14 protein-coding genes are annotated in these 14818 nt (G+C 42.7%); 1 reads left to right on the top strand and 13 read right to left on the bottom strand.

Annotated elements, in window-relative coordinates; translation table 11 throughout:
• Window positions 1-33 precede the first annotated feature (33 nt).
• The 4 genes from N8M93_RS10490 to N8M93_RS10475 all read right to left on the bottom strand — a co-directional run bounded on the left by N8M93_RS10490 (window position 34) and on the right by N8M93_RS10475 (window position 3773).
• On the bottom strand, window positions 34-762 hold the full coding sequence (locus N8M93_RS10490) for a TenA family transcriptional regulator (RefSeq protein ID WP_261131643.1): 729 nt from the start codon (window positions 760-762) through the stop codon (window positions 34-36).
• A 341-nt stretch (window positions 763-1103) separates the two neighbouring features.
• The gene (locus N8M93_RS10485) at window positions 1104-2573 is read right to left on the bottom strand and encodes a hypothetical protein (protein WP_261131988.1); all 1470 of its coding nucleotides are present in this window, start codon (window positions 2571-2573) and stop codon (window positions 1104-1106) included.
• Between the two features lie 37 nt (window positions 2574-2610).
• Window positions 2611-3381, bottom strand: coding sequence for a creatininase family protein (locus N8M93_RS10480; protein WP_261131642.1), 771 nt, complete (start codon window positions 3379-3381; stop codon window positions 2611-2613).
• A 56-nt stretch (window positions 3382-3437) separates the two neighbouring features.
• Window positions 3438-3773: a (2Fe-2S)-binding protein gene (locus N8M93_RS10475; RefSeq protein WP_261131640.1), complete on the bottom strand. Its 336-nt coding sequence runs from the start codon at window positions 3771-3773 to the stop codon at window positions 3438-3440.
• A 332-nt stretch (window positions 3774-4105) separates the two neighbouring features.
• On the opposite strand from N8M93_RS10475, the gene N8M93_RS10470 reads away from it, so the two are divergent.
• Entirely contained in the window at window positions 4106-4444 is a 339-nt protein-coding gene (locus N8M93_RS10470; protein WP_261131638.1) for a hypothetical protein, read from the top strand.
• Between the two features lie 144 nt (window positions 4445-4588).
• Here the strand turns inward: N8M93_RS10470 and N8M93_RS10465 are convergent, their stop codons facing one another.
• From N8M93_RS10465 to N8M93_RS10425, 9 genes are all read right to left on the bottom strand, one after another.
• Complete coding sequence (locus N8M93_RS10465; RefSeq protein WP_261131636.1) at window positions 4589-5974, bottom strand: hypothetical protein; 1386 nt, start codon at window positions 5972-5974, stop codon at window positions 4589-4591.
• 480 nt (window positions 5975-6454) lie between these two features.
• The gene (locus N8M93_RS10460; protein ID WP_261131986.1) at window positions 6455-7837 is read right to left on the bottom strand and encodes an APC family permease; all 1383 of its coding nucleotides are present in this window, start codon (window positions 7835-7837) and stop codon (window positions 6455-6457) included.
• 357 nt (window positions 7838-8194) lie between these two features.
• Window positions 8195-8980, bottom strand: coding sequence for an SDR family oxidoreductase (locus N8M93_RS10455; RefSeq protein ID WP_261131634.1), 786 nt, complete (start codon window positions 8978-8980; stop codon window positions 8195-8197).
• Between the two features lie 62 nt (window positions 8981-9042).
• Window positions 9043-10038 (bottom strand): 2-hydroxyacid dehydrogenase, encoded by a 996-nt coding sequence (locus N8M93_RS10450; protein ID WP_261131633.1) that lies wholly within the window; start codon window positions 10036-10038, stop codon window positions 9043-9045.
• A 50-nt stretch (window positions 10039-10088) separates the two neighbouring features.
• Window positions 10089-11630 (bottom strand): tripartite tricarboxylate transporter permease, encoded by a 1542-nt coding sequence (locus N8M93_RS10445; protein ID WP_261131631.1) that lies wholly within the window; start codon window positions 11628-11630, stop codon window positions 10089-10091.
• 14 nt (window positions 11631-11644) lie between these two features.
• Window positions 11645-12118, bottom strand: a complete 474-nt coding sequence (locus N8M93_RS10440; RefSeq protein WP_261131629.1) for a tripartite tricarboxylate transporter TctB family protein — start codon at window positions 12116-12118, stop codon at window positions 11645-11647.
• Window positions 12119-12224: 106 nt separating this feature from the next.
• On the bottom strand, window positions 12225-13226 hold the full coding sequence (locus N8M93_RS10435; RefSeq protein WP_261131627.1) for a tripartite tricarboxylate transporter substrate binding protein: 1002 nt from the start codon (window positions 13224-13226) through the stop codon (window positions 12225-12227).
• Window positions 13227-13346: 120 nt separating this feature from the next.
• A complete protein-coding gene (locus tag N8M93_RS10430) occupies window positions 13347-14516 on the bottom strand; it encodes a UxaA family hydrolase (protein ID WP_261131625.1) in 1170 nt (389 codons plus the stop codon).
• Window positions 14516-14815 carry a UxaA family hydrolase gene (locus tag N8M93_RS10425; RefSeq protein WP_261131624.1) on the bottom strand — a complete coding sequence of 100 codons (300 nt, stop codon included), beginning with the start codon at window positions 14813-14815 and terminating at the stop codon, window positions 14516-14518. Before N8M93_RS10425 ends, N8M93_RS10430 begins: the two co-directional genes overlap by 1 nt.
• Between the last annotated feature and the right edge of the window lie 3 nt (window positions 14816-14818).

Raw genomic sequence — 14818 nt, 5'->3', positions numbered from 1 at the left:
CATAGTATGTTATTTTGCTAGTTTCGATGTGTATCAGGCTTGTACGAGAGCACCTAGATCTTGTTCAAGGTATTCTCTCCATAGGCCATCCATGTACATGCGACGCATTTTAGCACCGACCCGGACGATATCGAGACACTGTTGCTGCAACTCTGGTGTGTTCGCATGTTCTAGCACGATCTTGTATCCGCGTTCACCATGGATTTCATCGGATACGATGTGTAAGTCGAAGAATTCGATTTCTTCATCATCGAAGCCATATTTCTCACGAAGGATCGGTGTTTGTTTTCGGTAAATATCCGGTACTTGAGACTCCAATCCGACCACTAATGCCGCTGTTGCGACTACAAAATTTTCCCTAGCTGCTACTGAGTAACACCAGCTTTGAAGTCCAAGTGTCGTAGCCGTCATGTTTTTTGGATCTTGGACACGCTCTCTTGTGGTACCGCACGATTCTGCAAAACGAATCAACAGGTCTGTGTGACGATCGGCGGCAATTTCTTCTTCGTACATATTTTGAAGGGTAAAGTCTTTCGCATCTTCATATTCAGGTAGATCAGGAGTGTTATGGTAAATGTAAGAAAGATAGTTAGCAAAAGGGCCTACGTAGTGGTAATGGTTTTCAGCCCATCTCGCAAAATGGTGCCTTTCAAGCTTCCCTTCAGCCCAAGCAACAGTAAAGGGCGCTTTCTGACTATGGTTTCCTTTGATCGCCTCTTCTAGTTCTTTACGGAACTCGTCTTTTGATAATAGTTGTGCCATTTCCATTCTCCTCCTTGAAAGTTTACACTTTATTTTTGTGTACAGTATTTTGTATACCAACAAGCGTAAATAATATAACTATATTCTGTGACTGCCTTTAGTCAGCTGGGTCATGGATGAATATAGTTCAAGTGATAGATAGTGGTGGATTCATTTGGTATACCATTTGACTAAATGGTACCTTATCTTTTTTTATTTGTAAACACTGTTTTCAGAATTTTTTATATTTTTGTTCTTTTTGATTAAAGAAAACTTTGCAAAGCCAAGCCATTGGCGCCGGCTGAGCTTTAGTTGCGCTTATATTGAAGAAAGTATTTTATACTTTCTTTAAATGCGAAAAATCACATGAACAGGACAGCGAATAAGGTGGCGACAAACAACCCTGTAATGACCGGGATGAAGTTTTTCCTGGCTAGCTCTAAGACAGAGACTCCGCAGAATCCGGCTACAGCAACTAGTGATGACCAGGCAATCAATGTTCCTCCGCCAGTCCAAATCGAGCCCATTTGACCGATTGCTGCCAGGGTACTTGGATCGATTCCTGTCGTCCCTTCCATCGCACCAGACAATGCACCTACAAGCGGCAACCCTGAGAAACCAGAACCATCCAGTCCGGTGATGATTCCGACGATCAGAATTCCAAAGGCAGCGAAAAATGTGTTCTCAGGAATCGCTGATTGCGCAGATTGAACCAGATCGAATAAGAAAGCCGGTTTAGTAGCATCATCTCCTAACGAAAGGATCGAACCTGTAAAATCAGAGCTTCCTAGGAAGAAAAACCCTGCAATCGGGATGACGGGTCCCATCGCCCTGAACGCGAAAACAAATCCATCTGTGATGTGTTCACTGATTTTATCAAGCGCCTGGATCCGGCGGAATGCGACAGAAGCTAGAACAAGCAAAACCGCTGCAACACCACCGATGAAGGCTGCACCATCACCGCCCTCGAACCCCCCAGATTTTGCACTGCCGAGTTTCGTCGAGAACATGAAGATCATAACGGCTAAAAGAGATAGCGGGACTAAGACTGCAAATAGCTTTCCCCATATTTCACGTCGATGTCCATACACATCCTCTTCTTCTGCAGACGCCGACATCTCAGCTTCTGCTTGAGGCGTTACATTGGTGAGCTCCCGCAAAGCTTTTAACGAAGACGTCGACTCTTCACTATCCGGCTTCGCTATCGACTTACGCACACTGAGATAAGCAAGCGGAACAGCTACCCCTCCTGTAATAAGGGAGAGTACGATTGCTTTGTCAGCGACAGCCGCTGTACTGATTCCAGCTGCACTTGCACTCAACATAGGAGCGATTTGCATGATATAGTCGGAAGAGAGAGCCATGCCCTGACCCGCAATTGCAACCGTAACCGCAGCCCCCATCGCTGGAAGTCCAGCACGGATTGCTGCCGGAACCAACAATGTACAGATCAACGGTACTGCAGGTGTCGGCCAGAAGAATAATGAGATGACATATGTGACTCCGATCAAGACGAAGAACGCAATATGTCCATTGACCATCACCTTTTGGATCGGGGCAATCATTTTTTCATCTGCACCGATATCTTTCAACGAGTTCAACAATGCGACCATCAATGTAATGATCAGGAAGATGCTGAACAATTCTTGCGCCGCGACCAGGTTTGCGTTAAAAACAGCCTGAAGACCGCCAACAAACGAACCCTTATAAACCCATGCAACCAATAATGTTCCTACAATCGTCGGCAGGACAACTCCCCGACGGAATAACATGGTGAAAATGACAAGAAACGTGACGATCGCATACAACCAATGAGCAGCAGACAACTCCAAATTCATTCACCCTTTCATTCTTTGAATTTCAAGGCTTTCAATGGACAGACTCCGGCTTAAGGTCCAACAACTCCTCTAATGCAGCCGACAGGTTTTCCAATGCTTCTTCTACGATTTGTTCACCTATATCCCCGGATGCTTTTGTAGCATCACCAATGCATCCGTTTTTGGTCATTTCTTCATAGTGATAAAATCCTTGGATCGGCTTGCCAGGTCTTAACTGCTTGTATCTCCCCCCTTCGTTGAAGTCTCCTTTATTCAGTTTATCTTCGCGGATCAGAAATGGTGCGAGATAAAGCGCCTCTGAAACCTCCCGTTCACAGCTGTGTCCGAAGATAGGGGAATGTATATTTTTGGAGATTGCTTGTTTTGCTGAAGCTGTCGTTTTGGCAAAATAAATTTGAACATCTTCTTCAGGTCCGATGGTGGTGCTTGCTACGCTTAATGTCGATTGGTTCCCGCCATGTGCATTTAAAAAGAGAAATTTTTCGATTCCGTGCCGCTTTAAAGATCGGACCATATCGCGTAAAATGGCGATAAGTGTCTCTGGCTGAAGGGAAATGGTCCCTGGAAAGTTGAGGTGATGAGGTGAAACGCCCATGTTTACGGTGGGAGTCACCAGGATATGCGGAAACATCTTTTCAGCCAACCGGTTCGCCATTTCCGTCGCAAGGACAGCATCACAGCTTTCAACCATATGAGGACCATGCTGTTCATGGGCCCCGATCGGAATGACCGCCATTTTGACAGTTCCAAGGGCATCTTTCACCTCTTCCCATGTCATTTCTGTTAACAAATATGCTTTCAAACTGATAACCCTCCCATTTTTTGGAATATTGTATACCTTTCAATATAAAAATTAAGTCACCCGGTAGAGCTTTCCTGTACCAATTTCTTTTTCCTTTTGAGGTCGATATTGTCCTGGGTGATTTCGAGATTATCCTTTACTGTCAACTGACATGTAAGACGATAACCTTCGTCCAAATTTTCGCCAAGCATTTTCTGTTCTTTCCAATTCGGCGGATCGAGTTGATCTGCACCATCGATTACTTTACATGTACATTTTGTGCATTTGCCCATTCCACAACCGTATTTCAACTTGGGAAATTGCTTGATGCCAGCAAGTACAACTAGATTGGCGTGATCTTTCACCTCCTGTTGTACGACTTCGCCGTCAACATGTAATTTCACTTTTGGCATACCAAAACACCTCTTCACTGTGATTTTTTTGTCTAAATTTTTAGAATTTTAAAATAAGTATACCTTTCCTATGTGTCGTGTGTAAACCCTCTCAAGGAAATTTACGAAATTATTAACTTGTAAAATCCTGATATATTAAGGTTTTTACGGATTAGAAACTTTAATTAATATAAAATTCTGAAAATAATATTGAATCGAGAACATTCTTGTTATAGACTAATAGACAAACGGATTTGGTATACAATATACTATTTCTTTTGGAGGTGACGATCTGCACGTCATTGATTCATAGAGTCGTGGTGGATACAAAACGCATAAGGAGGAATTTTTGTATGACGAAATATATTGTGTTGACGAACAAAGATACATTTCAAACAATTCTAGAGAATGATGGGCTGGAAGCGGTAGAATCCTATCAGTTTTATTTCTTCGACAAGCTGAAATCAACCTATACGATCGCAAAGGTCCTTGATGATAATGCGAAAATCCAGCTATACGAAAATTATGAAGGAAAAGAATATATCAATCATATCCGAGTGAAGTTTTTTGAAACCTTCGAAAACATCGAGGATGCAAGAGAGGAATTATATGAAATCGTGAAAGCTTCCGGAAACAGCGATGACTCGAAACATTCTAGACTCGTGAAATCGGAAGCTGCTCCAGCGAACTGAACCAGTTAAACTATCAAACAAAAACCTTGCCATTTCGGTAAGGTTTTTCGTCGTGTTTTCGTTACATTCAGTATTTTATCCCGCTTTTTACAAAGGCAATGTTAAAAAGAAATAGAGGGCTGACTTTAAAATAGCCAGTCCCCTCTATAGAATGAATTCCAATAAAAACAGATACAGCATGCTGCAACATAAGAATAATGCCGTAAAGGATATGTTCCAATTCGATACTTTGAACGAATTGGTCTTCACGATACTCGACATCAGCCCGATCGTCGCATTATAGGGACCCATCAAGAAGGCTGCTACCGCTCCAGCCAGCATGGATACCGTCAACACGTAAGGTGAAATCCCCATGTTCTGTGGATTTAAAGCTTCTGCCAGCAAAGCTAGTCCAACCGCAGGGTGCAGTCCGGTAAAAGCAAGTGCCAATGGGATGAACGGCAAGAGAATGATGAATACCTCAATCCCGATCAAATCTTTCACAGCATCGATCCCCTTATTCAATAATACGTTCGTATCAGAAAACTGGATCGCAGAAATAAAGAACCCTGCTGCAAGGAAAATGAAAAACTGTTCTTTCATTTTCAAGAGATGGGTTTGGAAATGATCCTTCAACCCGACTTTGAATTCCTTCGTTTTCTTTAATAGCATTGTCCATCCAAGTGCAAACGGAATGACCAGTAAGGACACTAGGATGATGAAAGAAAAGGTCAATTTCTGTTCTAAAATTGAAATCAGAACGTTGAAAATGATGATGGCAATGAAAATATGCGAGATTTTTCCTGAACTCTCCTGTCCTTCTTCTCCCACTTCAGTCGAAGCTGCCATTTCATTGACCGCATACTCGACCCCTTTTTGCCTCTTTTTTCTTGCGGCGAGCTTCCCCATATACCAATCGAGTAACAGTCCCATGATGCTCAGCGGTAGTACATACGGAAGCATCGATGCCCAGCTTACACCTGTCATTTCAACGACAATTCCGACAATCGGCGTCACTGGGGTCCACATCAACGGCATCGCAAAACCATGTGTAATCGCACGACTCATGAAACGTTCCCTATTTTGCAAAGGATACAGATTAGCTGCCGGTCGCATCGAGTAGTAGGTCATCGGCAAGGTTGCCAGGTTCATGAATATACTGAAAAAGTATGATATTCCTGAAGTCATCGAGTACAACTGCCCGGACGTTTTGACATTCCTGCTGATGAACTTCTGGATGCCTTTTGCGTAATTTCCTAATCTTATAGGTAGCGCCAGGATCGGAACCATCGCAAAAAGTGTAAGCAAATTCAGCATCGGTCCGAACGAAAGCAGCACTTCCTTCCACCCTGCTCCGCTGTTGAGCAACATGAATAAGCCTGAGGCTAAGAAGATTCCCCCAAGTATTTTCACAAATCGAGGCACGATGAAAAAAGTCAGTGCAACAATAGCCAAGCTGACAGAAGAAATCAGAAATGTGACGTCCATCTTCGGAAAAACTTCTGATAGAATATATAAAAAGATTGCGATTGCGCATAAAAGTTTAAGCATATCATCACCTGATTCCTGAAGTACCTATCATTTTATACTAATGGTATACATTTTACTAGGATTCTTTACGAATTTAAAAGGAAAGCTGTTAAAGTGGAAAATCTCATTTGTGCGTAATAATCCTTGATAACACTGTTAAATCAGGGTTTTAAGTACCATTCAAACAACTATCCGAATTTATTTGGTATACCAAAGATAGAATATTTAGATAGTTTAAAAGTTTTTTGCAAGAAATTATGGTATTTGGTATACAATTTTATTGACAATATATATACAACCGCCTATAATGAAAATAAATAAAACTTCATATTGATTCATAGGAGGGAATACCATGTTCAACTTTTTCTTTGGTTCAAAGAAAGCATTAGACAAAGCGAACCGTAAGCTATCCAGTCTGAAAAGAATATTAAAGTTCTAAATAATAAAAAATGATAAACCCCGATGGTTGGGTGTTTCACCAACTTTCGGGGGTTTTTGTTGTTACATCTTCACTTCCAACTTTTCATCTGGTTGTGCTTTCGCTTCATACTTTCCTGTGTTCATTTGCAAGAAGTAGTAGGCACCGATCAGGAACCAGACAGCTATCATGATCCATTCGGCCGGCCATACGAGCGCTGCTGGCATCCCCGGCATATAAAGGCTGATAAATCCGAGGCTCAGCAATAGTGCAATCCAACCGACTGCATTCCCTTTCCCTGCTCTGAACGGTCTGTCCATTCCAGGTTCTTTTTTACGTAAAACAAGGAATGCGAGTGCCACCATGAAGTAAGCGACCACGATGCCGAGCCCCCCTGCATCAACAATCCAAACCAAAGCCGGCCTTCCCAGTAACGGTGCTAGAACCGCAAGTCCGCCAATCGCCAAAATCGCATTGGAAGGCGTCTTGTACTTCGGATGCAAGAACCCGAACCACCCAGGAAGCATTCCGGATTTCGCCATCGCAAACACCACGCGGCTTCCGCCGATGATGAAGGCATTCCAGCTCGTAATGATTCCTGCTACTCCCCCTAAAATCAAGATATTCCCGAAGGTTTGCGAACCAAATGCTGCTGCCATCGCATCCGCGGTGGCCAGTTCAGTGTTTGCGAGCGCGGTTTTATCAAGTGACAAGCCCACGCCTAATGCGATCAACATGTAAAAGACGACCGCACATCCAACTGAAAAAATGAGTACTTTTCCGATTTGTTTGAATGGCAGGTTCACTTCTTCTGCCACCTGAGGAATGACGTCAAATCCGACGAACAAAAACGGAACCATGATCAGGACGGTCATTACTCCTCCTGCTCCACCAAGAAAATAGGGATCCAGGTTTGCGGAACTACCTCCGACCGCCGATCCGAAAATCAACATAAGACCGATTCCGACGATAAGGATCGTCAAAACCATTTGTACCAACACAGCCGGTTTTACCCCGAAATAATTGATGAGTATGATGAAAATCGATCCTGCCATTCCGATCAGCACCCAGGTCAGATAGACGTCCCAGCCGGCAATCGTCCATAGATAGCCAGCTTGATAATTTGGCAAAATGTAATCTACAACCGTCGGCAGAGCAACAGCCTCAAAGGTAACGACGGAGACATACCCTAACGTGATCGCCCATGAAGCGATGAATGACGCCTTCTTCCCTAATGCCCTATGGACATAAGCATGTTCTCCACCGACTTCCGGCATGGCGGATGCGAGTTCCGAATACGTGAGCCCAACAAAAATGACTAACACGCCACCAATGGCAAAGGCAAGGACTGCTCCCATCGATCCTGCCGAAGTGATCCATTCCCCAGAAAGTACGACCCAGCCCCAGCCAAGCATCGCACCAATTGCAAGTACCAGGACATCCCATTGGGAAAGCACTCGTTTCATCTTGTTTTGACCATCCACTTTTAACCACACTCCTTCGAATTTTTTCTGCATTTCAAATAAATTTATTTACTAAAATAAGATTGTTTATCATTATATCAAAACAGTTTAAAAATTCAGAGTATTTTGGCGTTGTGAAATGGTTGTGGCGTCATTTTTCAAGCAGATAAGTGAAATTGAGGCAAATTACTTCAGCCATCATGGGACACACTTCGGGTGGAGATAGACTATAGTCCGCTTTCTTTTTTCGACATCAGCTTTTAGCTGATCAGCCAATAATAAAGAAGATCCACCTTATTTCGTTCCATTAAAAACAGAATGGATCAGCTCCATTCTGTTTACTTTAGATTTAACTTTTTCCTAAATTGCTTTTACCATACCACCATCAACTAGCAAAGAGCTTCCGGTTACATATGTATTAGCTCCGGATACAAGGAAAGTGACGACTTTGGCGAATTCCTCAGGGTCACCATATCTTCCTAGAGGAATATTTTTCTTAGATGCTTCCTCTATGTCCTTCGTAGTGACACCCTTTTGTTCTGCTTTCATTTTATCAAGGAATGCTGTCCGATCGGTTGCGATACGACCTGGTGCTACCGTATTGACGAGGATGTTATGAGGTGCTAGTTCCTCTGCTAAACTTTTAGATAGACCGACAATCCCTAATCGGAACGTATTGGAGAGGATTAGTCCGGGTATTGGCTGTTTAATAGATGAAGACGCAACGTTAATGATTCTGCCACCATCTTTCTTCAAGTCTGGCAGCACTTCTCTTATGATCCGTATGTAACTTAATAGATTTAGCTCAAATGCATTTTGCCAATCTGCATCATCAAACTTCTCGAAGTTACCACCTGGTGGCCCCCCCGCGTTGTTTATCAAAATATCAATCATTCCGAATTCTTCTCTCGTTTTTTGAACAAGAGAGTTGATTTCCTCTCGATTTGTGATATCACATGGAAAATACGAAACTTTCCCTTTGCCCGAGTGTTCCATTTCATCTTTTGTTCGTTTAAGTTTTTCTTCACTACGGCTTGTAAGCATGACATTGACTCCTTCTTCTACTAGCTGGGCTGCAATCGCTTTCCCGAGCCCTTGACTTGAAGCCACGACAAGTGCTGTTTTACCGTTTAAATTCATATTCATTTAAAATTTCTCTCCTTTTATAGAAAACTCTCAAGTAGTCTTATAATAGAGGATTGGGGCAACTAGATGACGGTGGACTCATCGAATCTAGCTTTTTTCACATTATTCATAACAAACTGAGGAAGCCCACCTTCATCAACCCTTTTTATATTTTGAAACGCCATATGCAATACCCGATTCAACGTATCCCTTGTTCCAGCTCCAATATGGGGGGAAGCAATGAGATTCTCCAAGGCCAACAGAGGATTTTCGGGATTAATCGGTTCATTTTCCCATACATCCAATGCTGCTCCTGCAATTCGGTGTTCAACCAGGGCATCGTAAAGGGCACCTTCTTGTACGATTCCGCCTCGGGAAACATTTATCAAAACCGCGTTGTCCTTCATCAGATTCAATTCCGTTTCACCGATCAACCCTTTTGTTTCTGGAAGCAATGGGATATGCAGACTGATGATATCTGATCGTCTCAATACTTCCTCCATTGGTAGGTATTTTGCTTCCAACTGTTGTTCTTGTTCCGAAGTTGCACGGAATTTATCGTAATAGATGATGTTCGTCCCAAACGCCTTCGACCTTTTTGCTGCTTCCCGTCCTATATTTCCAAAGCCGATGAATCCGTGTGTTTTTCCTTCCATTTCATAAGAAGATGGACGAAGCTCCCACATTAACCAATTTCCATTCTTGGTCTCCATATTGATGAGCGGAAGTTTCCTGTATAAAGCTAAAATGAGCAAGATCGTCAATTCTGCCACCCCGGTCGAATTCGCTCCAGGAGTATTACAAGCAGGGAGTTTATGATGTGCTGCTACAGGTAAATCGATATTATCCATCCCCACACCAGTCTTTTGGATTAATTTCGCTTTTTTCGCTTTTGAAAGGATTTCTTCTCCAATTTTCTTCGTAGCGACAAGCAGGTAATCTGTTTTAGGTAGTTGCTCCTCACGTTCCTTTTCAGTCAACTCTTCCCAAAAGATCAGATCGAAACCAGTGGGCGTGTGGGTAAGCAATATATCTTTGAACTCATCAAACGTATCGTCAAAATAAAGGATTTTTTTCATTTGGATCCCCCCGATTTTATGAGCATGTTTACATCCTAGCCAAAAATGTTCTACATTTTTTCTTCATTAGAATGGTCTCCCATAGCTGGTTTACCCGCTCCCCTTTTCTCCCACCATTTCATGAATAAAGGAGTAAATAGCGAGATGATTGTAAGTATGATTAACACGACGCAAATCGGACGACCGAGATAATAACTCAGCAAATCCCCTTTTGCCATCAGCATTGATTGCCTCATGCCATTTTCAGCAATCGGACCTAAGATCATCCCCAGAATGACAGGTGCAGGATGAAAGCCAGTTTTCCGCATAAAATATCCGATTACTCCAAAAATCACCATGATCCATACATCAAACATGTTATTGTTGATGGCATACGATCCAACCACACATAATCCGATAATGATCGGTGCCAGGATGCTTTCTGATACACCTGAAATCTTAACGAACCATCTTGCTCCAGCAAGTCCAATCACCCCTAAGAGAATACTCGCTATAATAAACCCGATGATCACTGAATAAGTGATGTTCGCATTCGTCGTAAATAGCTCATGACCAGGAACCAGTCCTTGAATCATCAATCCGCCTAGAAGGACAGCTGTTGTCGAACTGCCGGGAATCCCTAAGGTCAACAGCGGAATTAGCGCCCCACCCGTTACAGCATTATTAGCTGATTCTGGTGCTGCAACCCCTTCAATACAGCCTGTTCCAAATTTCTCTTTGTTTTTAGAGAATCGTTTTGCCTCGTTGTAGCCGACCCATGAGCCGATATCCCCACCAGCTCCAGGGAGCATTCCGACAAAAGTTCCAATTCCTGAGGAACGTAAAATCGTCACCCAGATGCTCTTGAATTCCTTCATTGTCGGTAACACTTTACCGGACATTTTATCTTTAGATATCTTTTGTTGTTTCGGTTTTCCACGATTTTCGGCTTGGATCATAACTTGGGATAAAGAAAATAGACCAATCATCGCTGGCACAAGTGAAACTCCTGATTCCAGGGAGATGCTTCCGAACGTAAAACGCGGATAGCCTGTAAGGATATCAACACCCACAGCGCCGATCAATAGGCCGACAATACCCGCCGTCAACCCTTTTGCCACCGATTTAGAAGCAAGGCTTCCGATAATCGTCAATCCAAAAACAGCAATTAAAAAATACTCAGGAGCACTGAAAGCTAATGAGATTCTTGAAAGAGGAGGAGCAAGAAACAGCAATGCTAGCGCACTGATTGTTCCTCCAATCATGGACGAAACAGTTGAAATTCCAATCGCTTTCGCACCTTGACCCTTCAACGTCATTTGATAACCATCCAAACTTGTTGCAGCAGAAGCGGGCGTACCAGGAGTATGAATCAATATGGCTGAAATCGATCCGCCATATAATGCTGATGTATAGATCGCTGTCAGCATTGTCAACCCAGCTACAGGTTCCATTCCGAAAGTGACTGGAATCAGTAGAGCAACTGCCATTGTCGCACTTAGGCCAGGTAAAGATCCTACAATAATCCCACCTACGACCCCCATGAGGATTGCCATAATCGTCTGAAAGGATAATAGATTATGTAATACTTCGTTAAATAGATCCGCACCCATATTTCTTCCACCTCCTAATCAAAGAAAATTCCTTTCGGCAGCTGAACATTCAATTGCATGACAAAAACAAGATAGATAAATAGATTCAAACCTCCGATTGTGAAAATATAAGTTTTCCAATCTTTGACTTTCATGAATCCCAGGAAGACTACCATGAATAAAACCGTTGCAGGAAAAAATCCGATTATACTTAACAAAAAGACATAGATGACAACGATCCCAAGGGTCACCAATGGGGATTTCAACATACCGAAACTTAATGGTTGTTCATCACCGCTATATTCTACACGCTCTTCTTTTCTTAAAGATTTTGTCTTTTTAATTCCGCTTAACAAAATGATGATCCCAAAACCCAAAAATAAGACAAGTAAAATTCGAGGATAATTGGCAGCTGCTTCAATCAAATCGAATGTTTTGTTGTAAAGGAAGATCGAAATTAAAATAATAACTAAACCAACATATAGATCCTGGTGAATTTTTCTGGTCACAGCAACTTTCCCCTTTCCTTTGGTTGAAGCTGGCTTCCAGGGTCAGGCATCTCCCGGAATTCCAACATAGCGGAATGCCTGATACCCTTTCAGCCAGTTTACTAAGTTACCAACCCATCAGATCGCTTAAGTCTTTGACAGCTTTTTCATCGTCTTTTAATAGTTGTTTGTATTCGTCTCCTTCTAAATATTCAACTTGCAATCCCATATCACCCATTTTTTTCTTTTGTTCTTCATTTTTAATTCCTTTTTCAAATGCTGCTCTAAGGATTTCAAGTTTTTCTGGGTCGATTCCAGCTGGTGCTGCCAATCCACGTGCAGACCAGGAATACACACCTTCATAGCCGCTCTCTTCCAATGTAGGGACATCTTCTAAGAAAGGTGATCTTTCTTTACCCATCACTGCAACGATTTTGATATCACCTTCTTTTTGAAGGGATGCCAACTCGCCAACATTTGCAAACAACACATCTACATGTCCGCCAAGAACAGATGCCTTACTATCTGCCGCCCCTTTATTATGGACAGCTTTGAATTTAGTACCGAATTTATCGTTCAACTTCAAAGATGCGTAATGATCATCACTTCCAACACCTGTAGAAGTTGCGGTCAATTCATTCTCTTTTGCATATTCAATCAATTCTTTAATGTCGGTGAACCGATCCTCATCGGCACGGATCGCTATTGCCCCTGGATCAACAACATGGTTGGCAATTGGAGCAAAGCTCTCCAAATTCTGTTTTCGGTTGAATTTAGGATCAAGATAACCAGTCATCAAATTAGGTGTATTGATATAGCCGATTGTATAACCATCTGGCTCTGCATTCGCCAATTCTGTCCATCCAACCCAGCCACCACCACCGGGTTTGTTGACCACATTCACTGTTACACCTAACTCTTCCTCAACATATGGCAATAATATACGCGCTCCAGTGTCAGTCCCCCCACCAGCTGAATAAGACACAATCACGTTTATCGGTTTATTAGGGAAATCGGACTTTGATCCATCTGATGAAGCTTCACCACTTGACTCCTGACCACCACTGTTACATGCTGTTAGTGCAAAAGTAAGCAACAGAACAAATATCATAGAAACTAATTTCTTCATTCTTCTTCCCCCTTGTAAAAATAGATTTTTGTAAAACAACCAGCTAAGTACACCCCTACCCTCCTTGTTATGTTTTTCCAATTAACCTAGTGTAAATGAAAACAATTGATTAATACATTGTCATGGGAGTCTTGTTATACAAAATTGTTCATCATGGCCTAATATTTCTGCTTTTACCTGTTTTCCTGAAGCGACCTCCACGATTTCCTGGTAGATTTCTTCTCCCATTTGTTCTAAGGTTTTCTTTCCTACCAATACTTCTCCAGCGTTGATATCTATGTTTTCTTTCATTTTTTCATAGGTACGATTATTACCTGTGATTTTAATGACAGGAACGCCTGGAAAGCCTGTAGGAGTCCCCCTCCCAGTAGGGAACAAAATCATTTGGGCCCCTGCAGCTACCTGACCAGTAGAAACTTCACCGTCATGTCCAGGTGAATCTAATAAGAACAATCCTTTACGGCTCGGCTGATGTCCATATCGGATAACACCACTGAAAGGGGCATTCCCTGATTTTTTCATGCTCCCCAGTGATTTTTCTACAACACTGGATAGCCCGCCATCATAATTCCCTTTTGATATGAGGTGGGTCCGCTCTTTGTTGCTTGAATTTTGACTCTGTCTTTGCAGCTTCTCCTCCGTGAGATTGATTGTTTCCCAAATTGAATCAGCGATTCTGTCATCGATTGCTCTTCTTGCAAGAATATCTTCTGTACCAATCAATTCGGTTATTTCACTTAAGATTGATGAACCCCCCTGGTCTACCAGCTTGTCGGAGGCATATCCCAACGCTGGATTTGCGATCAATCCTGAGGTCATATCCGAGCCGCCGCAATTCAGCCCGATCATCAGCTCACTCACTGGGAATTCTTCTCTCCCTTGTCTAGAAGCAATTTGCTGCATTTCACGTGCGATTTTGCTCCCTTTTTGGATGGCCGCTAAAGAATCTCCTTCTTTCTGAATCACCACTGTTTCAAGCATCTTTTGGGAAGGAGCGATACCTTCCGCCAGTTCATATGGGGAAAATCGTTCACAGCCAAGCCCGACAACAACGACACCTGCAAAGTTGGGGTTCTTTCCAATCGCAATCAATGTTTTTGCTGTGACTTCCAGGTCCTCCCCTACCTGACTGCATCCTACAGGATGTCTGAAATAGACGCTCCCGGGAACTTGATAGGCAATTCGCTCCGCAACTTTCGCCGAACAGAATACAGAAGGAATAATCGCAATTTGATTCCGGACCCCGACCTGTCCATCTTTCCGTGAATAACCCATGAATGTATCAACCATTACTTCCTCCCCCTTTCGCAGTACATGTTATGAGTGTGGACCCACTCCCCTTTCTGAACAGGGCTGCTCATTTTTCCGATTTCTTCTCCATATTTTAAAGCGCTTTCATTTTCCTCAATGATTGATATAGCGAATTTATGGCCGAAGTGGATGTCATCATTGATTGTAATTATGTATTCATCCTCCCCAGAGCGAACAGTACATGGCTCGCCTTTTTTCAAATCTGTAAGAGCAACGGCTACATTATCTGATGGATGGATCACTAATGCTGATTTCACCTTTTGCGAAGTCGCTTCCACATC

The organism is Bacillus sp. Marseille-Q3570 (assembly GCF_946151055.1).
Lineage (GTDB): Bacteria > Bacillota > Bacilli > Bacillales > Fictibacillaceae > Pseudalkalibacillus.
This window is presented reverse-complemented; position numbering and strand designations above follow the sequence as displayed.